General features: G+C 61.3%; 25 protein-coding genes. 15 read left to right on the top strand and 10 right to left on the bottom strand.

The window, feature by feature from the left end:
• Positions 1-95 precede the first annotated feature (95 nt).
• The 15 genes from E5X34_RS13245 (at position 96) to E5X34_RS13175 (ending at position 9,613) form a co-directional block, all read left to right on the top strand.
• Positions 96-320 (top strand): hypothetical protein, encoded by a 225-nt coding sequence (locus E5X34_RS13245; protein WP_292565110.1) that lies wholly within the window; start codon positions 96-98, stop codon positions 318-320.
• A gap of 3 nt (positions 321-323) precedes the next feature.
• Entirely contained in the window at positions 324-560 is a 237-nt protein-coding gene (locus E5X34_RS13240; protein WP_292565107.1) for a hypothetical protein, read from the top strand.
• 148 nt (positions 561-708) lie between these two features.
• On the top strand, positions 709-1,206 hold the full coding sequence (locus E5X34_RS13235) for a hypothetical protein (protein WP_292565104.1): 498 nt from the start codon (positions 709-711) through the stop codon (positions 1,204-1,206).
• Positions 1,203-1,424: a hypothetical protein gene (locus E5X34_RS13230; protein WP_292565101.1), complete on the top strand. Its 222-nt coding sequence runs from the start codon at positions 1,203-1,205 to the stop codon at positions 1,422-1,424. Before E5X34_RS13235 ends, E5X34_RS13230 begins: the two co-directional genes overlap by 4 nt.
• A 131-nt stretch (positions 1,425-1,555) precedes the next feature.
• Positions 1,556-2,197: a hypothetical protein gene (locus E5X34_RS13225; protein WP_292565098.1), complete on the top strand. Its 642-nt coding sequence runs from the start codon at positions 1,556-1,558 to the stop codon at positions 2,195-2,197.
• Positions 2,190-2,498, top strand: coding sequence for a hypothetical protein (locus E5X34_RS13220; protein ID WP_292565095.1), 309 nt, complete (start codon positions 2,190-2,192; stop codon positions 2,496-2,498). The genes E5X34_RS13225 and E5X34_RS13220 overlap by 8 nt, the downstream gene beginning before the upstream one ends.
• A gap of 2 nt (positions 2,499-2,500) precedes the next feature.
• Positions 2,501-2,755 carry a hypothetical protein gene (locus tag E5X34_RS13215; RefSeq protein ID WP_292565092.1) on the top strand — a complete coding sequence of 85 codons (255 nt, stop codon included), beginning with the start codon at positions 2,501-2,503 and terminating at the stop codon, positions 2,753-2,755.
• Positions 2,752-2,901 (top strand): hypothetical protein, encoded by a 150-nt coding sequence (locus E5X34_RS13210; RefSeq protein ID WP_292565089.1) that lies wholly within the window; start codon positions 2,752-2,754, stop codon positions 2,899-2,901. Before E5X34_RS13215 ends, E5X34_RS13210 begins: the two co-directional genes overlap by 4 nt.
• Before the next feature lie 38 nt (positions 2,902-2,939).
• Positions 2,940-3,203 carry a hypothetical protein gene (locus tag E5X34_RS13205; protein WP_292565086.1) on the top strand — a complete coding sequence of 88 codons (264 nt, stop codon included), beginning with the start codon at positions 2,940-2,942 and terminating at the stop codon, positions 3,201-3,203.
• Positions 3,203-3,985, top strand: coding sequence for a DNA N-6-adenine-methyltransferase (locus E5X34_RS13200; RefSeq protein WP_292565083.1), 783 nt, complete (start codon positions 3,203-3,205; stop codon positions 3,983-3,985). The genes E5X34_RS13205 and E5X34_RS13200 overlap by 1 nt, the downstream gene beginning before the upstream one ends.
• 51 nt (positions 3,986-4,036) lie before the next feature.
• Positions 4,037-5,467, top strand: coding sequence for a P-loop NTPase fold protein (locus E5X34_RS13195; protein WP_292565080.1), 1,431 nt, complete (start codon positions 4,037-4,039; stop codon positions 5,465-5,467).
• A 25-nt stretch (positions 5,468-5,492) separates the two neighbouring features.
• Complete coding sequence (locus tag E5X34_RS13190; RefSeq protein WP_292565077.1) at positions 5,493-5,861, top strand: hypothetical protein; 369 nt, start codon at positions 5,493-5,495, stop codon at positions 5,859-5,861.
• Positions 5,848-7,248 (top strand): helicase HerA-like domain-containing protein, encoded by a 1,401-nt coding sequence (locus E5X34_RS13185; RefSeq protein ID WP_292565075.1) that lies wholly within the window; start codon positions 5,848-5,850, stop codon positions 7,246-7,248. The genes E5X34_RS13190 and E5X34_RS13185 overlap by 14 nt, the downstream gene beginning before the upstream one ends.
• Positions 7,249-7,336: 88 nt before the next feature.
• Positions 7,337-8,521 (top strand): DUF262 domain-containing protein, encoded by a 1,185-nt coding sequence (locus E5X34_RS13180; RefSeq protein WP_292565073.1) that lies wholly within the window; start codon positions 7,337-7,339, stop codon positions 8,519-8,521.
• A 3-nt stretch (positions 8,522-8,524) separates the two neighbouring features.
• Positions 8,525-9,613, top strand: coding sequence for an MAE_28990/MAE_18760 family HEPN-like nuclease (locus tag E5X34_RS13175; protein WP_292565070.1), 1,089 nt, complete (start codon positions 8,525-8,527; stop codon positions 9,611-9,613).
• 1 nt (position 9,614) lies between these two features.
• On the opposite strand, the gene E5X34_RS13170 is transcribed toward E5X34_RS13175, so the two are convergent.
• From E5X34_RS13170 to E5X34_RS13125, 10 genes are all read right to left on the bottom strand, one after another.
• Positions 9,615-10,916 (bottom strand): hypothetical protein, encoded by a 1,302-nt coding sequence (locus tag E5X34_RS13170; protein WP_292565067.1) that lies wholly within the window; start codon positions 10,914-10,916, stop codon positions 9,615-9,617.
• 87 nt (positions 10,917-11,003) lie between these two features.
• The gene (locus tag E5X34_RS13165) at positions 11,004-11,456 is read right to left on the bottom strand and encodes a hypothetical protein (RefSeq protein ID WP_292565064.1); all 453 of its coding nucleotides are present in this window, start codon (positions 11,454-11,456) and stop codon (positions 11,004-11,006) included.
• Positions 11,456-11,860 carry a hypothetical protein gene (locus E5X34_RS13160; RefSeq protein ID WP_292565059.1) on the bottom strand — a complete coding sequence of 135 codons (405 nt, stop codon included), beginning with the start codon at positions 11,858-11,860 and terminating at the stop codon, positions 11,456-11,458. Before E5X34_RS13160 ends, E5X34_RS13165 begins: the two co-directional genes overlap by 1 nt.
• Positions 11,857-13,200: an AAA family ATPase gene (locus E5X34_RS13155; protein ID WP_292565056.1), complete on the bottom strand. Its 1,344-nt coding sequence runs from the start codon at positions 13,198-13,200 to the stop codon at positions 11,857-11,859. Before E5X34_RS13155 ends, E5X34_RS13160 begins: the two co-directional genes overlap by 4 nt.
• Positions 13,197-14,309 carry a CHC2 zinc finger domain-containing protein gene (locus tag E5X34_RS13150; RefSeq protein ID WP_292565053.1) on the bottom strand — a complete coding sequence of 371 codons (1,113 nt, stop codon included), beginning with the start codon at positions 14,307-14,309 and terminating at the stop codon, positions 13,197-13,199. Before E5X34_RS13150 ends, E5X34_RS13155 begins: the two co-directional genes overlap by 4 nt.
• Positions 14,309-14,593 carry a hypothetical protein gene (locus E5X34_RS13145; RefSeq protein ID WP_292565050.1) on the bottom strand — a complete coding sequence of 95 codons (285 nt, stop codon included), beginning with the start codon at positions 14,591-14,593 and terminating at the stop codon, positions 14,309-14,311. The genes E5X34_RS13150 and E5X34_RS13145 overlap by 1 nt, the downstream gene beginning before the upstream one ends.
• Positions 14,586-16,934, bottom strand: a complete 2,349-nt coding sequence (locus E5X34_RS13140; protein ID WP_292565048.1) for a DNA cytosine methyltransferase — start codon at positions 16,932-16,934, stop codon at positions 14,586-14,588. Before E5X34_RS13140 ends, E5X34_RS13145 begins: the two co-directional genes overlap by 8 nt.
• A complete protein-coding gene (locus tag E5X34_RS13135) occupies positions 16,931-17,413 on the bottom strand; it encodes a hypothetical protein (RefSeq protein WP_292565044.1) in 483 nt (160 codons plus the stop codon). The genes E5X34_RS13140 and E5X34_RS13135 overlap by 4 nt, the downstream gene beginning before the upstream one ends.
• Positions 17,410-18,072, bottom strand: a complete 663-nt coding sequence (locus E5X34_RS13130; protein WP_292565041.1) for an MT-A70 family methyltransferase — start codon at positions 18,070-18,072, stop codon at positions 17,410-17,412. Before E5X34_RS13130 ends, E5X34_RS13135 begins: the two co-directional genes overlap by 4 nt.
• Positions 18,069-18,830: a winged helix-turn-helix domain-containing protein gene (locus E5X34_RS13125; RefSeq protein ID WP_292565038.1), complete on the bottom strand. Its 762-nt coding sequence runs from the start codon at positions 18,828-18,830 to the stop codon at positions 18,069-18,071. The genes E5X34_RS13130 and E5X34_RS13125 overlap by 4 nt, the downstream gene beginning before the upstream one ends.
• Between the last annotated feature and the right edge of the window lie 47 nt (positions 18,831-18,877).

The following is an 18,877-nucleotide window of genomic DNA, read 5'->3' as shown; positions in this document are numbered from 1 at the left end:
GTTCTCCGACACCCCGCAGGGGCGTATCCGCCGCGACACGCGCCGCACCGCACGCGCTGCCAAGCGCGCATGGCTGAACATCTGAGGCCGGCCCGATGGCACGTCACAAGCCAGACGCCTATGAAATAGCCGCCCTGCGGTCCTATGCGAAAGAGTTCGGCCGTAAGTGGAAAGAGGCCCTTTCGCTCGACTGGTACAACGCGCGCTTGCGCGTTGCCGAAGACATGAGCAACCGGGGTTCGATCCTGCACGGACTGCGCAACAACCCCGATTTCGGCCCGACCGGGCTCTACAACTTCCGCTTCCCGAAAGAGGGCTGACCCATGACCGTTGCATATGATACGCTTGGCTATGCAAAGCGCCTCGCTGAGGCCGGCATAAAGCGAGAGCATGCCGAGGCGCACGCTGAAGCCGCGCGGGACTTCATCATGTCCGAACTGGTGACCAAAACCGATCTGAAGGCCGCGCTTGACGCTCAATCGCTCAAGTTCGCCCTGATGCTCGGCGGTGCGTCGCTCACCCTGTTCGGCGCGCTCACCGCCGTAATCAAGCTCATCTGACCGATCGGGCGCGGCCTTCGGGCCGCGCCTCTCCCCTCGATTGCCTTTCCGGCAAGCGCCATGCGCTCGCCCGATGGTCAATCGTGACCGATGCCGGCCCGATTGTGGGCCTTTTCGAAAGGGAACTGAAATGCGCACTGCAGAACAATTGGTTTCGGCCGAAGTCCACTATTGCGTTTCGTATCTGGTCTCGACGCTTGCCGGTGCGGACTATCCGCACGGCGCGGACGATCTCGGATCGTTGATGGACCAGGCGCAGGAACTGGCCGCGCCGATCGCCGACTATGAAGAGGCCGCGACACAGGCCGGCTTTGAGCTGCTTCGAAATGAGATCGTCAACAAGGGCTATTACTGGCGCCCGCGCAATGATCGCGGCTGGGTGCCGTCGTCGGTGCACGAATCCGCCGCTGAAGCGTGGCACGACTGCTGCGAAGAAAACGACATCGAACCCTATGACCGCGAGGTGTTCGAACACTGGATTGTGTCGGATTGGCTTGCCGAGAAGCTGGCGGCCAAAGGCGAGAAAACCGATTCCGACTTTGCCGGAATGACGGTTTGGGCTCGCACCACCACGGGCCAGGCCATCAGCGGCGACGCCGTGATTACTGGGATCGTCGCCGACCTGGCGCGGGAGTACGGCGCGTGAGACCCGCGCCCGGCTACACCCACCGGATTCGCCGGTGCAACGGCAACCGCGAGGCGTGGTGTCTCGTGGCGCTGCGCGATGACGGCACCGAAATGGAGGTCTTCGGCAGCTACACAACGGCCATGTCAATCGACGGGCTGTTGCGTCATTCGCGCGGCCTTCTGCCAGCGCCCGAAGATGTCGTCCAGATCGTCTATTACGATGAGGAGGCGGCATGATCCGGGATCTTGCTCGCGCCCTGCTTGAATTCGCGGTGCTGGCGGCCTTCGGTGCCGCCGTGCTGGCCCTCGCCATAGCTGCCACCTGACCAACCCCGCCCGATCGTGGGCGACACACGAAAGGAAAGACAATGCCGAAATACAATTTCCACATGGGCGTTACGCTGCGCTGCTACGGCAACGTTGAGATTGAGGCCGACAGCATCGACGCCGCTTTGCCGCGCCTCACCGCAGATTTCATCGGCGAGCACATCGACATCACCGAGACCACGAGGGACAGCGGGCAAGACCTCGCCATTATTGACGTGTCCGACGCGGACACCGGCGAGGAATTCGACGAGTACGGCGGCGGCTATTCGCTGCCGAGTCCATACGATCCGCCTACGCGCTACCCTGACCACGCCAGCGACACCGTGGACGCTCTCGTCCAGGCCGAAGCGTTCATCTCGGGTTTCGAGGACGACACCGGGCAGGAGGGCATAGCCGACATGCTCGCCGGCCTGCGCGCGGCAATTCAGCGGGAGCGGGCCAAGCCTGATCTGCTGGCCTATGTCCGGCGTATGGCGCAGTTCACCACGCCAGAGGATGAATTCGAGGATCGCAAGGGCGAAGACGGCAAGGTACACGACGACGGCATCTCCTACGAATCCGCCGACGAGCTGCTTGCCGACTTCAGCGACGAACGCTTGGGCGACGAGTTCGCGACCTTCTGCGAAATGATCCAAGAAGCGCGCCGCGTTCGCGACGCTGCGGAGGGCCGCGCAAATGGCTGACACCTCCGCGCGCCTCTTCAATTGCTGCACGGGCCACGCGGCGCCGGACTGGAAGCAATTCGAACGCCTCGAGCTCGCCGGCTGCATGGATGATCCGAGCGAGCCCGGCCATACGCTCGGCCTCCTGCCGGCATTCAAGGCCAAGTTTTTCACGATCTACGGCCGCTTTCCCGAGCCGGATGGCACATGCGAGGCGATCACCGACGTTTTCTACCCGCTGGAAGCTCTGGAAGTAGCCGCAGAACTCGCACTGCTATCCGGGCTGCCGGTCATCGTTCACCCTTCGCTCGCGGATTGCTGATCATGGCCAACATCATCACCAAGGAACGCGCTTTCGCGCTGGCTTCGCAATGGGCCTCGTTCATGCACGCCACGGACCCCGGCCAATGCCTCTACGCGTTCTACACCAATGACGGCCGGCCGCTCACCGAGGAACACCGCATGCAATGCCTGCGGTGGCTGCGCAGCAAGCAGACGAGCACCCGCAGCGACAGGGAATACGACGAGCTGATGAAGCTAATCCGCTTCATGGCGAACACGCCACTGAGGCCGCAATGAAGCACCGCGTTATCCTCTACGCGCTCACCCTGCCGCCATCGCCGATGCTCTATCGCGACTTCGATTATCGGCCCGAGGCTTGGGCCTGGCGCGATTGGGCGCGGCGGGAATTGCCCTGCCACGTCCGCCTAAGCAAGACCACCTGAAACCGCCCCGATCGTGGGGCATGACGAAAGGAACTGACATGACCGACAATTCAAAACAGGCATGGGTTGATGCCGTTGCCGCTGGTGAGACCACCGACAGCTTCGCCGATTGGTGGGCCGAGCGCGAGCGCGAGAAACAGTGCGACGACTGGCCGAGTTGCGCCTGCGGTCAAGGTGGGCCGGACAACTGCCGCACTGACCACTTCGAAAAGCTGGTCGACGCGCACGACAGGCACCGGGTCCAAGCACACGCGGCGCGCATCGCTGACTTCCGCAAGCTGAAGGCGGAGGGCAAAATCTGATGTCCAACCGCAAAGGAATCGGCGGCCACCACTCGGCCCGGGCGAACACCGAGGTCTGGCTCACCCCGCCCGATCTGCTGCAGGCGCTTGGCGGGCCAGAAACATTCGCTCTCGACCCCTGCGCAGCGCTCGGCCAGCCATGGCCGACGGCGCGCGCGCACTTCACTATCGAAGACGATGGCCTGGCGCAGCCGTGGCAAGGCCGCGTCTGGCTCAATCCGCCCTATACCTCGGGCGTCATCGGCAAATGGTTGGGCAAGCTCGCCACGCATGGCGACGGCATCGCCCTGACCTTCGCGCGCACCGAGACGGAAGCGTTCCACCGCACGGTCTGGGAGCAATGCGACGCGCTGCTGTTCCTCGAGGGCCGCTTGTTCTTCCACGTCGCCGAAGCCCAGACGTTCAATCAGGGCGGGCGCGACATCTTCGTTCCAAAGGGAGGGCGCGCGCCGGCCAATGGCGGCGCGCCGTCGGTGCTCTGTGCCTACGGGGCAGACTGCGCCGACATCCTCGCCGAATCCGGCCTGAAGGGCAGCTTCGTGCCGCTGCGGCTGCGCGTGCTGACCTTCGGCTTCGAAACGGTCGGGACGTGGGTCGAGGAGGTGCTGGCGCTGATCGCCGGCCGCAACGAACCCGTCACGCTCGACTGGCTTTACCGGAAACTCGCCGGCTCGCCGAAGGCCAGGCGCAATCCCAATTGGAAAGCGAAGGTGAGGCAGACGCTGCAGCGAGGACCGTTTGAGGCGCTGGGCGGCGGTGTCTGGCAGGCGGCTACTTTGTGAAGCAGCAGAAAATGATATTCCTTTCGATAGAAGCAACAGTGGGGCGGGTTCATGGAAAGCATTGAAGAGATTTGGGCTGGAGATCAACTTGGCCGAGCAGAGGACGCTCGGTTCGTGATCGACTTCATTCGGAACAGCATCGCGCTGCGACAGCAGCGAGGAAAAACAGCGTCTTATGTCCTGAACGTAGACAGCGAATGGGGAGGGGGTAAATCGTTCTTTCTCAAACGCTTGGCGGAGCAACTGAGAGCCGAGAGACACGTCGTCGCCGAGGTGAATTCATGGCGTGACGACCATTCAGACGATCCGCTCGTTGCTTTGATGGCAGAGATCGACAAGGCTCTGAAGCCACTCTTTGCAAAGAAGAACAAGATTGAGGCTGCCTGGTCGGCTGTTAAAGCAGACGGCGCAAAAATCGCAGGTCGCGCATTGCTATCGGCCGGCAAAACTGCATTACGGCGCTACGTCGGTGCTGAGCTCGACGAATTGATGGCTGAGGAAGGGATTGAGTCGAACTCGACGTCGGGCGAGGTCATTGGCGAGGCTATCAACGCCGTAGGTAAGGAACTCGAAACCCTGACGGATAAGACCGCGGACGCACTGATCGCAAAATTTGCAGCAGCATCGCGGTCCATCGATTCCTTCCGCAAGAACATGAGCCATCTGGTCGGGGCGCTATCGCAGAGCGAGTTCAAAGCACCTCTGTTCGTTCTTGTTGACGAGCTAGATCGCTGCAGACCCTCGTATGCAGTTGCGTCCCTCGAGCGGGTAAAGCACCTCTTTGAAACGAACGGCGTAGCCTTCGTCTTCGCGACCGACACTGCGCAATTGCAGCATACTATCCGGGGCGCCTACGGCGGGGAGTTCGATGGCCGGGCCTATCTCGATAGATTTTTCGACCGGCGATACTCTTTTGAAACTCCGAATTTGCAGCGATTCGTCCGAGAGCGTCTCGCCGGTTTCGACTCGAGCAAAGTGACCTCATTCGGCGACGATTGGCAGCGAATCGTCGTGAGCTGTTTCGAGGCCCAAAAGATCAGCTCCCTTCGAACCATTGGCCGCATTCTAGACATAGTGGAAACCACGGTCCTGGCTTGGCGATACCCGGAGAAGATCGAACTCTGCTCGCTGCTTTTCTTATCGTCTTGCTATGAGCAGACGCACGAGTTCGACGTGAGATTTGCGCAACATTTTCTTGGAGCCTGGGTCATACAAGATCGAACGAAAACTCAGCCCGCATTCATTGATCTGGCCAACGTAGCAGGCACCGTGATCCAGAAGGCTCGGAACCTTCGAGAGGCCGTTACGCCGCCCCACAACCAGAGGGACGTCTCGTTGAATCACGACCCAGTCGAGGAGTACATCATTTCGGTGTTTGCCCCTGAGTTCAATCGCAAGAATCCGGGCTTCGGTGCGCCAAGTGTGCAGAGCGAGCTACCAGCCCTAATACGGTGCGCCGGTCGCACAACGGGCCAACGATGAACTTCACTCAAACAGGGGAGGGACCATGACCCAGATAGTGTCTATGCTGGTCGGCGCCGCACTGCCGAGGACCAACATGCCCCGATTCGAATATTCCCGGATGAACGGAACCGAGCTGCACGAGACCTTCACCGAGCTCGGCATGCCGCCCTATGGGTTCGCCAGGATCTTCGGGGTGAAGCCGGACACCGTGAAGAAATGGCTGCGCGACCAGCAGGACATCCCGCCGTGGGTCTATGTCGCGCTGTCGCTGCTCTATGTGGACGGCGCACTCGGCGCCGCCCGCAAGGCGGCCGCCGAGCACATCAAGTTCGACAACAAGCGGCCGGCGGCAGGGGAATTCCCGTATTTGAACGGTGGCGATCTGTTGGAGGGCAGCGATGACGACGATTGAAATCGGTCTCAACGCCGCCGGCGCGGCCGTCGTCCTGCCCCTGCGGCTCGCCAACCGCCACGGTCTGGTCACCGGCGCCACCGGCACCGGCAAGACCGTCACTCTGCAGCGCCTCGCCGAGCAATTCAGCGCTGCCGGTGTCCCGGTTTTCGCCGCGGACGTGAAGGGCGACCTGTCCGGCATTGCATCGAATGGCCGTCCCGTTGCGTTCTGGGACCTATTCGGTGCGCACGGGCTGCCGATCCGCACCAGCGTGCAGGATATGGGCGCTGGCCTGCTCTCGCGCATGCTGGGGCTCAACCCGGCGCAGGAAGGCGCGATGCAGATCGTCTTCCGCAAAGCCGAGGACGAACAATGCTACATGCTCACCCTGGACGATCTGCGCTGGTCGCTCAACGACATGCTGGAAGAGCGCGAGGACGTCTGCAAACGCTATGGCAATATCACCCCGGCGTCGATCGCCGCCATCCAGCGCAACATCCTGGCGCTGGAAGCGCAGGGCGGCGACCACCTGTTCGGCGAGCCGCCGTTCGATATCCTCGACCTGATGGCCGCCGATGGCGCGGGTAGGGGAACCATCAACCTCCTGCACGCCGACAAGCTCCTCGAGGCGCCGAAGCTCTACGCTACCTTCCTGCAATGGCTGCTGACGGAGCTCTTCCGCAAATTGCCCGAGGCCGGCGACCTGCCCAAGCCCAAGCTGGTGTTCTTCTTCGACGAGGCGCATCTGTTGTTCGCGAACACCCCGAAGCACCTGGTCGAGAAAATCGAGCGGCTGGTGCGGCTGGTGCGCTCAAAGGGCGTCGGCGTGTTCTTCGTCTCGCAATCGCCGACTGATATCCCCTCCACGGTGCTGGAACAGCTCGGCACCAGGATCCTGCACGCGATGCGCGCCCATACGGCGGACTCGCTGCGCAAGATCCGTGCAGCCGCCGACACGATCCGGCCGCGCAAGGGCTTCAAGACCCGCGATGAACTGCCGGTCTTGTCGATCGGCGAGGCGCTGGTCTCGGTCATAGGCGAGGACAATGTGCCGAGCGAGGTCGAGAAGGTGAAGGTGACGCTGCCGGCCGGCGAGATCGGACCGATTTCAGATGAAGAGCGGCGCGTGCTGCTTGAGTCGACACCCTTGCGGAAGAAGTGTCATGCGGGGTTGCCGGATCACGTCGCCGGCGACGTTTTCAACCGGCGCATGAAGGTGGCGAGGGGAATCGATCCGGGGCCAGAAGGGGAGGTGGTTCCGCCCGAGCCGAAGCTTTACTTAAAGCACATTCCGACGATTGACACTGTAGATCACAGAGGTAGGACCATGGGGGGACAATTCACTCAGGTCGTGGGTTGGGGAGCGTTTGCCGCCGTGGGCCTGAAGCTATTGGGCTGGTTTTAATAACGAGTAATCGCGAGGGTAAGGGGGAAAAGGTGACGACCGCCTCCCTCTCCCTTACTGTCCCCGTTCCTTAACAGGATGCTGAGATATGCCATTTTCTTCGACCGAAATGACTATGTGGTTGGATGATCCGGGCGAACGGATAACGCGTCCAGATGACCGCGACATAAATGAACGATATGTGCGAGGTGAAGGACGGATTGTAATCGAGTCCAACCGAGAGAAATTGCCGGGCTTCGTTAACCAGCTGAAGAAACCCGACTATATGGATTTGCGGCCGTTTTACCAGCGGAGACCCCGCTGGGACGTAAAGACTCAGAGCTTGTTGATTGAATCGTTTATAATGAACATACCGGTTCCCCCGGTATTTCTTTATGAGCGCGATTTCAATTCGTACGAGGTTATGGATGGACAGCAGCGCATAACGGCAATTCGTGATTTCTATGGGAACGTATTCAAATTGAGAGGCCTGGAAACCTGGCCGGAATTAAACGGTCGGAGCTACTCGACTTTGCCAGACAAAATCCGAGCCGGGATCGACAGGAGATCAATTTCGTCAATCGTGCTTCTTAAAGAATCGACTGAGAGTGAGGAAGAGGCCTCGCTTCTTCGCGAAACCGTATTTGATCGATTGAACACGGGGGGCGTGAAACTCGAGAGGCAAGAAATTCGCAACGCTCTCTATCGCGGCGCTTTCAACGACATGCTTCATGAGATCACTCGTTCCGACGACTTTAGGGAGGTTTGGGGATTACCTCGTTGGGTGGCCGGAGAGATTGAAACGAACCCGACGCTCGCAGCTGATCCGTTCTTCGCCAAAATGGCTGATGCAGAGGTTGTGCTCCGCTTCTTTGCATTGCGACACGTCGATCACTACAGGCGTGGGATGCAGGGCTTCTTGGACCTCTACATGCGGCGTGCGGCGAAGTTCACAGAGGAGGACGTTGCCGAGTTAAAAAGATTGTACGAGCGAACGTTGCGTCTTGCACGCGAAGTTTATTCGGACTTAATTTTCAGGCCTTACTCGCCCGAACGACAAGATTGGGATTCCAAACCTCACCGGGCCTTCCAAGATGCCGTCATGATCGGACTTTCGGAGCACCTGAGCAATGAAGAGGAGCTAAAAAAGCGTTCATTTGACGTGATCGAGGCTACAAAGAGGTTGTTTGCGCAGCATCCAGACGGAACGTTCACGGGAAGAGGAAATACCAAGCAGGACATAAAGGATCGAATTGGATTCTATCGTGACATGCTTGGCCAAGTGCTGCGTTGAAAGATGTACAACGCCTTTCTGAAGCGCACAAAGGAAGCTATAGCGGCGCTCGAAAAGCACATCCGCACCTCGGACCAGTTTCGAACGGCTGTCTTCAACGAGAGTGTAAAATGTAAGAGGAAGAAGACTCCCTGCTTCGATCCCGCAATTATGTCTCCAGAAACGGCTCCAGACCTCCTTCAATGGCGTGTGATTGACCATTGCGCTGCAGTGACGCGCATTTACGCTATTTACGAACAGTTCGCCCATGAGATGATCAGGGAGCATCTTAGCTTGCTCCAGAGCCGCATCCCTTTTGGCGAGCTTCCGGACTCGCTTAGATCATCTTATCGGACTGGTATCGCCAAGATCCTGGAAAAGAAGGACGGCCCCCGGTTCGCCGATCTGGACCTCGCCACGCTGATTAGTGGCTATGATCGCGCCCTGGGCGGTCATGAATATGTGCTGGAACCGCGGGCGATGCTCATGCAAGAGCAAAATCTCCGGCTACCGGAACTTCAGCGCTTCATGAGCGCCTGCGGCGTCGATGGTGTGGCGCATTGGATAGAGCAGCATCCTGCAATACAGAGTTTTTTTGCGGTTGGAGGCCGGCTCACGGCCACCGCCGCCAGCGAAATGGCAGAGCTGATAGAGTATCGCAACGACGCCGCGCATGGCAGCATCGACATCACTGATATCCAAAACGTGAATGGTCTCACGGAGTTCTGCCATTTCGTTGCTGCTGTTTGCGAAGCGCTGGCCGAAAAGGTGCAACTCGCCGGATTACGAATGCTTCAGCCGCATGATCAAGCAGCAGAAAGAGGCTGGGTTGCCCAATCCCTAAAGAAAGGGCTGGTGGCGATAGGCCGAATGACCGGGAGCTTTAGAATAGGAGATACGGTGTACCTATGCGGAGAAGCGTATTGTCATGAGCGGGCTGTGGTCAGTCTGCAGCTAGATGGCGTAGCGCAAGATGAAGTAAACTTGGCGGTCGCAACTGAGCTTGGCATCCAGTTTGATGCGCCCGGGAAAAGGAACGCTACCGTAATGGTCATCAACCCGCGGCCCGCACGCTCTGACAGAATTAAAACCGAAGATAACACCCCCGATTAACTTATGCCTCTCGGTCCAGTTCGTTTGCAAGCTTCCGCGCGCCTCTATTGTTAACCTCGAATTCCGCGCCATTCGTCGTGATTTTTGCCTTTGCCGAAGCGCGCAGCAGTGAGCCCAGGCCATCTGCTGGCAAGCTCGAATCCTTGCTCGGGCCAGTGTCAAAAAGGTTGCGAGAAACGCCAGCGACCAGAATGTCGGGAATGCTCCCTCCATCCTTCTTGGCCTCCATGATTGTTTCGACCGCCCAGCTGGCACGGTTGAGATCGATCGAGTACCTTTCCAGCTCACGCTGAGCGCGAACATCGGCGTGGTAGATACTCTTGAGCCAGCTTATGGCGTAAACCAGGAACGCGACGGCAAGGCCGCCTGTAACGACGCCGCGGCCGAGCAAGAACCATCCTTGCTGAAGCGTGAAATCCGAGACAGGATTCAGCGACTTGACCGAAGCCTGCTGAACGATGGACACATATCCCACTAGGCTCTCGAATGAGACCCATCCCAAGAAGCCAGCGACCAGCAAAGAAATGGAGAATACCGCCCAGCCAACTAGCGACGTCCTCATTGGGACAATAGCGCTCGCCAGCCTTGCTTCGATTCCCTTGGTGATGTCTTCCCTCAGCTTCCGCCTAGCGTGAATATGGTCGCGATCATCGAGCTCCTTTGTTCGTTGCAGCAATGATCCTTCGCGTCGCAACATCTCTTCGTGTAACCCGGCAGATGTCTCTTCGAGCTTCGCTTGTCTCGCCTGAAAATCGGCTTCCAAAGCGGACCGGCGCTCGGCAAACTCGGTTTCCATCTTCAGTCGTGCCGCGGCCAGCTGCTCCGTCATTCCCACGGTCGTGCTTTGGAGTTGGCTGAGAAGTAGTTGGTGAGATTTGATGAGTGTCTTAAAAGCCTCCTGGTTGCGAAATAAGCCAACCGAAGGCTCCCAGCCGGGCTGGAATGTCTCGCCAATGAGCTGGTTGATCCGCCGAACTTTGTCTTTTCCGAAACGCTTTTCGGACTCGTTGTTGACCACTTGGATCCTGTCGAACAAGGCATCTTTGTCGAGAGGGGGCCGGCTGAGAGTGATAGAGATGTTCTGATGCCCAACTGATGCGCTGAAGACACTGTATAGTTCAGACGCAGACAGCCCGCTATCGTCCGGCTGCCTATCTTCAGCAAGGGAGACAGTTGTTCCAGTTTGTGCGCCGAGCTCTGTAACCGTAAAGCTCGGTGCTCCGATCAATCGTCCGGCTTCGGTAAAAAAACGGTAGATATCTCTCGTTCGTGCTCTCGGAACTTCGAATTGATAGTCGGCCATGGTGTCCTCCGCCAGGCGACCATATTGAGACAGGAGAGTTTCTTTGGGCAAGGTTTTGGATTGAACTTCCACCGGATCCTTTTACATCTACCAAGAATCGATCCCGGTATGGTTTAGCCGCTGTGCTATGGTTTGGGCTGCCTTGTCGCGCCGGCGTCGGAATGTTGAGTAGGCCCAACCGCGGCGCTGGCACTCGACCTCCGTGTGGCAGCCGCGAATTTCCCAGAAGCACCAGGTCACAAGCGCGCGCTTGGCCGCCGGCTCGTCCGAGACATACATCCCCCAATTCGGGAACCCACGGTGACCGATCAATACCGTTTCCATTTGGGAAATCTCGCGCGCGGTGCGCTGCACGCGCACCCGCGTGATGGTCCGCACCGTGCCTTCGCTACGCTGCGCGACCTCGTCCGAGAACTCGACCCGATACTCCGGCCAATTGTTCTTGAACCAGTCCGGACCGACCTGGCCCGTGGTGTCGAGCAGCACCTCGAACGCGTGCACCATGGCATTTTTCACGAGCGTCGGTGTCCAGCCGGCCATCAATCGAACTCACCATCTGTGATTGCATCGTACATGTCGTCTCGAATCGCGCAGACGTTGATCCGGCGAAGATATTCCTCGCCTGTTAATCCGCGCTTCTTGGCCTGGCGGGCGAGCTTCGCGCGCTCATGGAAGGTCAGGTTGACAGAGATGCGGCGGTGCTTCGGGCCGCCGACCTCGTGCAGCGGCAGGCCCCAATTCTTCCACTGCCGGCGCACCGTGGCAGCGCTCGTCCCGTCCGCCATGCGCTTCTCGATCTCGGCCGAGGAGTAGCCAAGGCCAGTCAGGAAACCGATGTACGCACCCTTCGCGATCGTCCAGCGGATGACGACCGGATAGCCGAAGCGCTCGGTGAAATGGCGCTTCTTCTGCGGTGTTTTCGATCTCCTGCGAACGGGCTTCACAGCGCTGACATCCCGTCGGTGTCGAAGAGCTCGGCCATGCCGGGCGAAATGGGGTTGTCCGCAATTTGTCCGGTGTTTGTCCCGGTCTCGTCCGGTTTTTGCGATTTTGGGAAGGTTCGCGCGAAGCCCCGCACGGCCTTGCCATCCCACCACAGATACGGGTTCACCATCTTCAAGACGCCGTATTTGATCAGGCCGTCCTTTGCGCGGGTGAATTCCTTCCGAATTTGCTCTCTGGCCTTGGTCTTGTCCTCGACCTCGAGCATCTTTTCGAGCGCGACCGTGACATAGTCCCGGTAGTCGACGACGACCTTGCCGACGGCGGCCTTCGGGCCTTCCTTGTCGTTGGCGATGAACTTCCCATGGCGGTCCAGGGTCTCGAAGAAGTTCATCAGGATGCGTCGCTCGGTCGGGCTCACCGAGAAGCCCTGCCGCTCCTGTTCCTTCTTCAGCCGCTCCTTCTCGCTGACCGTCACGATCGCACAGGAGGTAAACTCTTTGGTTGTACCGTCGGCCATCGTCTCGGTGCGCACCGGCACCGAAATGAGCGAGAAGCGGATCTTCCGACCGTCCTCCCCATCCTTGATCTTGTCGAGCACAGCGTCCCTGATGCCGGTCTCCTTGTCGTGCTCGATCAAAATGACCTGGTCGACGTCGTCGCGCAGCGAGGTGTGGCCGCGCAGCTTCTTGCCGTCGGCATTCGTGTGATGGACGAGGCAGACATGGCAGCGGGTCTCGCGCTCGATGCGCGAGACATTGTCGAGCACCACGGCATTGTCCTTGCCGCTGATCTCGTCGATGCCCGGCGCCGCCTTCTTCAGCGTGTCGATCACGACAAGGCCGGCCGGAAAGCCGAGCTTCTCCTCCCACTCTTTCGAGAACACGTTGACCTCCTCAATGAAGATGTCGACGTCCTTCTTCTCCTTGGTGAAGATGTCGATCTTGCCCGGCAGCATGGCGAACGCGATGTCCTCGTCCTCGGGCACCTTGAAATGCTGCGCATAGGCCTCCATGCGGTCCAGCAGGCCGAGGCCACCTTCACCCGCTTGGTAGACGACACCGCAGCGGCGGACGGTCAGGCCGAAGAAGTCGACGCCTCGCGCGATGCACAGGCTGAGGTGCAGGGCCAGGAAGGACTTGCCGCAGCTCGACCGTCCGCCGATGACCGAGACGCCGGCGGTGGTCAGCCAATCCTCGACTAGGTATTGCAGCCGGCGCCGCGGCCGCTTGCGGTTCTTCCACTCGATCGCGCCGAAGCTGGACCGAAACGGCGGGATCAGCAGCTTCTCGGTCGCCGCCTCGAACTGCTCGAACGATTCGATGGTTGGGGCGACCGTCATGACTGCTGTTCTTCCTGCAGCACGTTGCTGAAGTCCTTTCCGTCTGGGGCCATGGACACAAACACCGTGCGGCCTTGATTCCTGAAGCGCCGACCCGCGACCATCATTCGGGCGCGGGTCATGTATGGGTCGCTGTCGCCGTCCCCGAGGAGGATGACCTCCTTCACCCGCAAGGGCAGGATGACGCCGGGCCGGTCCTCGTCGGGGATGCCGTTCGGCACCCGCTTGCTCGGATCCTTGGGGTGGGGCTGCGAACCGGTGGCGCTGCCGGCCATGTTGCCGAGCGACACGCTGGCGGCGAGCGCAATGTCGTCATCGCCATAGCCGAGTGCGTACCAGGACCGCGTCGTCTCGATACCCTCGCCGGTGGCCAACCGCTCGCCGACAGGGGTCAGCCAGATCATGCCGCCGGACTGTTCGCCGAGCACCTTCTTCGCCTTGTTGCGCCGCTGGCAGCCGGGCGGGGTGAGCTTCTTCGGCTCCACCGGATCGAGATAGGTGCGGTGCACGCCGATCAGCGTCATGTCCTTGTCGCGGATGGCGGCAATCATGGCTGGGTAGGTTCCCAGCACGGTGGTCTCTTCCGCGTTGTCGTTGGCGTAGCCGCGATATTCGAGCGCCGGCACGAACCGAAGGTCGAACGTCCACCGCTTCACCACCGGCAGTGCGCGCCCTGCCAGGTAGGCCTCGGCGTGCGTGCCCAAGAGCGACACACCGCTGTTGAACAGCCGCTCGGACGACTTCCTGGCCTTCTTCTTCTCCTCGGCTTCCTCGGCCTCCCATTGGGTGAAGCGATCCTCTATGACCTTGCGCTCCTCGGCCGTCACCAACTGGACGCCGCCGAGGGCTTCGACGGCTTCCATGAATGTCTTGCCGCCAAGCTCCTGCAGCACCGTGTAGTGATCGCCGCCGGCGCCGCAGCCGAAGCAGTTGTAGCGCCCCTTCTTGTCGTCAATCTTCAGGCTGCCGGTCTTCTCGCCGTGGAAGCAGCAGACGACCCATTTAATATGGCCCTTGTCCCGGCTACGGACGCCGTACCTTTCGAAAACCTCGGACAGCTTGGTCCGCGATTTCAGGTGTTCCAGTTCGATCGGATCGATGCGGGCCACTATCGCCGCTCCACCGGGATCTTACGACCCTTCTTGAAGATGGCACCGAACAGCGCCTCGGCCTTCGAGCGCGCGATGGTGCGGTCGATCGTCGTACCGACGATCTCGCCGCAGAGATGGGACCGCAGCGCCCGCCAGGCAGCACGCTCGGCCTCGGCTTCGGTTGGGAAGATGCGAGGCGTGCCGCCCTCGCATACCTTCTCCCAATCGACCTTGTGGACCTTTCGGAACTCCCCGTGGTAGCCGCCATAAACCGGCGTGGCGCGGGCATCGACGTTATTCATGGGGGATGTTCCCGCGATCATCGACCGAGAGGGCGACGGCGACTTCGCGCACCCAGATCGGTTGGCTGGAAAGCATGAAGGTCTCGCCGGTCATCGCCAGCAGCAGCGTCGTCGCCATGACGCTGGCGATCGCCGCCGCGGCATCCGGCGGCACGGCGTTGCCTATTCGCTCGCGCCATGCGGAGTCGGATTGGCCGTCCAGCGTAAAGCCCTCGATCTCGTCGGGGTCGACGAGGCTCTGCAACGCGGCCAGTTCCAGCGTCGTGAAAGGGCGGTGCCATGTGTTGTCGAGCGCGCGGATGACGGCGACGAGACGGTCGTCGGGCTTGGGCAGTTCGATCAGGGGCTCGGCCGCAGCGCCATATGGATCGGCTACCGACCAATGGCCTCGGTCGTATTTCGCGAAGCCGGGCACTGCGTAGGCGCTTTCACCCCACGGCACGACACCATAATGCCCGCCGCTCTGGTAGTGATCGCGTTTGGCGTTTAGCCCGACCGGACGGGGGTCCGCCACTGCGAAAGCGCCATTGGATGGCATCGTCTCGCCCTGGACGGTCCCGGCAGTGTCGCCGAAACCGTTGACCCCAAATGCACCGTTGCGCAGATCGTCGACCGGACGAGGGTCAGCGACGCTGAGGGCGCCCCCGGCGACATGCCTCGCGCCGGAAATGACCTTGGCCGAATCCTCCCAATCGGTAACGGCGAGGATGTTCTGGTGAGCGTTCTGGCCGTAGCCGGGCCGAGGGTCGGCGACAGCACCGCCACCCGCGAGAATTCGACTCGAGGTGACCGTTCGAGCCGGTTCGCCCCATTCCTGCACGGCCAACTTGCTGCCGTGGGCGTTCTCGCCCCAATTAAGTGCTGGATCAGCTACGGCATAGGCGCCGTTGCCGGTGGTTGATGCGCCAATGACCGCACCGGAAGATTCCCGCATACCGGTAACGCGGTATTTTGTCTGCTTATAGTCGTCGCGCTGGGATGGGCGAGGGTCGGCTACGGCCAGCCCGCCGGCCGGGCCGCCAGGACCGGCGACGGCCGGCGCGGAACCCGCCCACGGCACGATACGGAAGGTGTTGTTGAAGCGTGGCTTCCCCTCCATCCGAGGGTCTGACACCGCATATGGGCCGGTGCCGACCGAGACATCGCCCTTCACGCATGCCGCAGTCTGATCCCACCGGCGGACGCCGAGCTGCACCGATTTCTCATGGCCGTCGACTCGGGGGTCGGCGACGCTTTGCGCGCTCGAGCCGGGGCTGCGCTGGGTCGTGATCGCGCCGGCCGACTGCTCGTAGCCGACGACGCGCAGACCGTGGAAATCGCTACCGCTGCCGCCGTCGACGAACTGGCGCGGATCAGCGACAGCGAACGCGCCGTTGGTCGGCGTCGATCGACCGGCGATGACGCCGCTGGTGTCGTTCCAGCCGTGTACCCCAAGCACGCCCGCCTGCCATTCGACATCGGGCAGGATGCCGAAATCGCGCAGCACTCCGTCCTCGACCGCCAATTTGTTGAGGGAGCGCCAGTCGGAGCCGGCTTCGACGAAGGCGAGGCGGACCCATGTCTTCCACTGCAACGCCGGCATCCGGTGCATCGGGCCGCCGCGCGGATCGCCGGGCCGAGGCAGTTTCTCAAGGATCTCGCCGACGCCGCGCAGGCGTCGCTTCTCCGGCTCGTAGAGGAAGGGCGGCACCTTGGCTTCATGCCGCGCGACCATCAGGAAGCGTTTCCGGCTCTGGCCTAGCCCGCCGATGACGCCGCAGTCGTGCGCCGTCTCGCGGACGGCATAGCCATAGGACCGAAGGAGTGCGATGATCTGGTCGAGCAGCCGGCGACCGCGCTTCATGATCCTCGGCACGTTCTCGAATATGATGAGTTCGGGCGGGTCGTCCTTCCAGGTTTCCAGCATCAGCCAGACGCCGCGCAGCGTGAGCGCGTTGAGCGCCTGGTATTTGTCGGTGATGCTGGACGCCTCGGGCAGCAGGCCAGAGAAACCCTTGCACGGGGCCGAGAGGAACACGGCATGCGGCCGCTCGCCGTGCGCAGCGCGGCGGATGTCGTCCGTCGTGCATTCACGCCAGGCGGCTGGCGGCTCGCGACCCCAGAAGGCGGTATACTGCTCGCGGCTGAAGAGATCGATGACCGTGCCAGGCACGCCAGCGGCGCGCGTGAAATCGCGGATGGCGGCCGGGTCGCTGTCGACACCGCCGATGCAGCGCCAGCAGCCGCGTAGATTCCCGACGCGGGCGGTCCCCTTGTTGAAGCCCTTGCCGCCGCCGCCGAGGCCGCAGAAGAAGTGGAAATGCCGAAATTCGATATCGGCGATGGCGCCCGAGGCGTTCATTTGAGCTCCATGGTTTCGGCATTCAGCATGCGGATGACGTTTGCAGCGGCGACCTTGGTCAGCACGCTCTTGATCTCCTTCGCCGATGGGTCGCCAGCGAGGATGCGGTCGCAGTCCAGGTCGGCCTCGGCGAGGGTGAAGGTGAGGAGGGGCTTGGCGTCTATCGACGCGGCCCTCGAGTCGTGTTTGGTGGCGATTACCGACCAGGATCCCGCGCCGTCGCAGCGAATGGAGCGCTCGACGCTGGCATCCCGGTGGTCGGCAAGGGCGTAGATGGTCGGGTTGCTGGGGGCGGCCGGCCGCGGCGTCTCTGTGCGAGTGTCGACGACGTCGAAACCGAGGCGCTTCCCGAGGCGGACGAACGCGTCGAAGGCGCGGCGCCACTCCTCCTGGTCGCACTGGTCCCAGCCGAAGCGCGTGCGGCCGATGCGCGCCTCGCGCATAGCCTCGGCGGCGCGGTCTCTGAGGTCGCGGGTCATGCGGCCTCCCGGAACAGGGGCAGGACGTCCGCGTATTGCTTCTTCAACTGCTTGAGGCGCTGCGGAAGCTCGACCGCATCGAATTTGCCGACCTCGTCGCCCCACTGTTCCCAACCAGGCCGGTTGGCGCGGCTGAAGAGCGAGACGCGCCGGCCCTTCGGTAACATGCGATCGGCGAGGGCGTAGAACTCTTCCGGCTTGCGGCTGTGCTCGCGCCGAAGGCCATCGAAACACGATCGGACATCTTTGGCGACAAACGGCGGATGACCTCGGGTCGCGATCAGCACCGGCTCGTGCGAGCCGCGCACGATATAGCCCGGGCCGAACGTCTGTTTCCCGAGGGCGGTGACCTTCCGCCAGATCATCTCGGTCTTGTAGGTGAAGCCCCATGCGTCGAGGACGCGCATCTGCTGCCGAAGCATGGGCGCCGTCGACCAGAGCGACAGGACGCAGTTTTCGGCGGCAAGATCTTGGACGGGAAAGGCCATGATCTGGTCGAGGGGCAAGCACCGGTAGTGCTGCTGCGCGCTCTTCTTCCCGCCCTTGACCGAGAACAGCGAGAAGTCCCACGGGCAATCGGCGTCGATCCATGCGTATGAATGCGGATCGAGCTCGTCGAACGGCCAATTCGCCAGCCCTGCATGCGCGAAAAGTCTCAACCCGCGACCCTCGCGTGGGCCTCGGTCATCACCGGGGTGTAGCCACCCGGGACGAACTGGTAGCCGCGCCCCCAAACGGTCTGAATGACGTCAAGGCCGTTAAGGGCAACGGCGAGCTTTTTCCTGATTTTGCAGACGGCGACGTCTACAATCTTGATATTCGCTTCGTCTCGGCCGCCATAGAGATAGTTCATCACCATCTCTTTGGTGACGATGGTGGCGCCCCGGAGCGACAGCAGCTCGAGCACGTCACCTTCGAGCTTGGTGAGGAGAATGGTCCCGCCCGGGTGCTTGACCGTTCCACCGTTGGGATCGAAGACGGCGTCGCATGGCAGCTTGACCAGGCGCTCGTTGGTGCGGCGATCGCGCCGCGCAAGCGCGGCGAGGCGGGCGGCAAACTCATCCTTGTCGATCGGCGCTGGTTGGACGTCGTCGGCGCCGGCGGCGAGAATATTGCAGCGGAACACCGCCGCGTCTGTCAGGGTTTCTGAGCGTGGCTTCCGAACCAGCAGGACGAACAGGATGTTCGTGATGTTGGCCTGGCGCCAGTTGCGGCAGATCACGCTGGCGATCCCGGGGGAGTCCGTCCAGATGACTGCCATCGTGTCAGGGTCGCGGTAGAGCGCCGAGCAGATGTCTTGCGTGTTGTCGAACTTCTCGGCTTCAAACCCACCGGTGCAGGCCTGGTAGTAGACGGTTTCAGCCGCGGCGGCGTCGTGCTTTGGGTTTGCGCTCGACGCGAGGATCAGGACGCGCATGGTCGCCTCCATTGGGCGTAGACGTTCGGGAGGGAGAAGATGACGAC

Origin of the sequence: Mesorhizobium sp. (genome assembly GCF_004963255.1) — a bacterium.
Classification (GTDB): domain Bacteria; phylum Pseudomonadota; class Alphaproteobacteria; order Rhizobiales; family Rhizobiaceae; genus Mesorhizobium.
This window is presented reverse-complemented; position numbering and strand designations above follow the sequence as displayed.

Excerpts from the sequence above, each read along its gene's own strand:
- E5X34_RS13245 (WP_292565110.1), top strand. The coding sequence starts at position 96 with ATGGCACGTCACAAGCCAGACGCCTATGAAATAGCCGCCCTGCGGTCC.
- E5X34_RS13240 (WP_292565107.1), top strand. The coding sequence starts at position 324 with ATGACCGTTGCATATGATACGCTTGGCTATGCAAAGCGCCTCGCTGAG.
- E5X34_RS13225 (WP_292565098.1), top strand. The coding sequence starts at position 1,556 with ATGCCGAAATACAATTTCCACATGGGCGTTACGCTGCGCTGCTACGGC.
- E5X34_RS13220 (WP_292565095.1), top strand. The coding sequence starts at position 2,190 with ATGGCTGACACCTCCGCGCGCCTCTTCAATTGCTGCACGGGCCACGCG.
- E5X34_RS13215 (WP_292565092.1), top strand. The coding sequence starts at position 2,501 with ATGGCCAACATCATCACCAAGGAACGCGCTTTCGCGCTGGCTTCGCAA.
- E5X34_RS13210 (WP_292565089.1), top strand. The coding sequence starts at position 2,752 with ATGAAGCACCGCGTTATCCTCTACGCGCTCACCCTGCCGCCATCGCCG.
- E5X34_RS13205 (WP_292565086.1), top strand. The coding sequence starts at position 2,940 with ATGACCGACAATTCAAAACAGGCATGGGTTGATGCCGTTGCCGCTGGT.
- E5X34_RS13200 (WP_292565083.1), top strand. The coding sequence starts at position 3,203 with ATGTCCAACCGCAAAGGAATCGGCGGCCACCACTCGGCCCGGGCGAAC.
- E5X34_RS13195 (WP_292565080.1), top strand. The coding sequence starts at position 4,037 with ATGGAAAGCATTGAAGAGATTTGGGCTGGAGATCAACTTGGCCGAGCA.
- E5X34_RS13190 (WP_292565077.1), top strand. The coding sequence starts at position 5,493 with ATGACCCAGATAGTGTCTATGCTGGTCGGCGCCGCACTGCCGAGGACC.
- E5X34_RS13185 (WP_292565075.1), top strand. The coding sequence starts at position 5,848 with ATGACGACGATTGAAATCGGTCTCAACGCCGCCGGCGCGGCCGTCGTC.
- E5X34_RS13180 (WP_292565073.1), top strand. The coding sequence starts at position 7,337 with ATGCCATTTTCTTCGACCGAAATGACTATGTGGTTGGATGATCCGGGC.
- E5X34_RS13175 (WP_292565070.1), top strand. The coding sequence starts at position 8,525 with ATGTACAACGCCTTTCTGAAGCGCACAAAGGAAGCTATAGCGGCGCTC.
- E5X34_RS13170 (WP_292565067.1), bottom strand. The coding sequence starts at position 10,916 with ATGGCCGACTATCAATTCGAAGTTCCGAGAGCACGAACGAGAGATATC.
- E5X34_RS13165 (WP_292565064.1), bottom strand. The coding sequence starts at position 11,456 with ATGGCCGGCTGGACACCGACGCTCGTGAAAAATGCCATGGTGCACGCG.
- E5X34_RS13155 (WP_292565056.1), bottom strand. The coding sequence starts at position 13,200 with ATGACGGTCGCCCCAACCATCGAATCGTTCGAGCAGTTCGAGGCGGCG.
- E5X34_RS13145 (WP_292565050.1), bottom strand. The coding sequence starts at position 14,593 with ATGAATAACGTCGATGCCCGCGCCACGCCGGTTTATGGCGGCTACCAC.
- E5X34_RS13140 (WP_292565048.1), bottom strand. The coding sequence starts at position 16,934 with ATGAACGCCTCGGGCGCCATCGCCGATATCGAATTTCGGCATTTCCAC.
- E5X34_RS13135 (WP_292565044.1), bottom strand. The coding sequence starts at position 17,413 with ATGACCCGCGACCTCAGAGACCGCGCCGCCGAGGCTATGCGCGAGGCG.
- E5X34_RS13125 (WP_292565038.1), bottom strand. The coding sequence starts at position 18,830 with ATGCGCGTCCTGATCCTCGCGTCGAGCGCAAACCCAAAGCACGACGCC.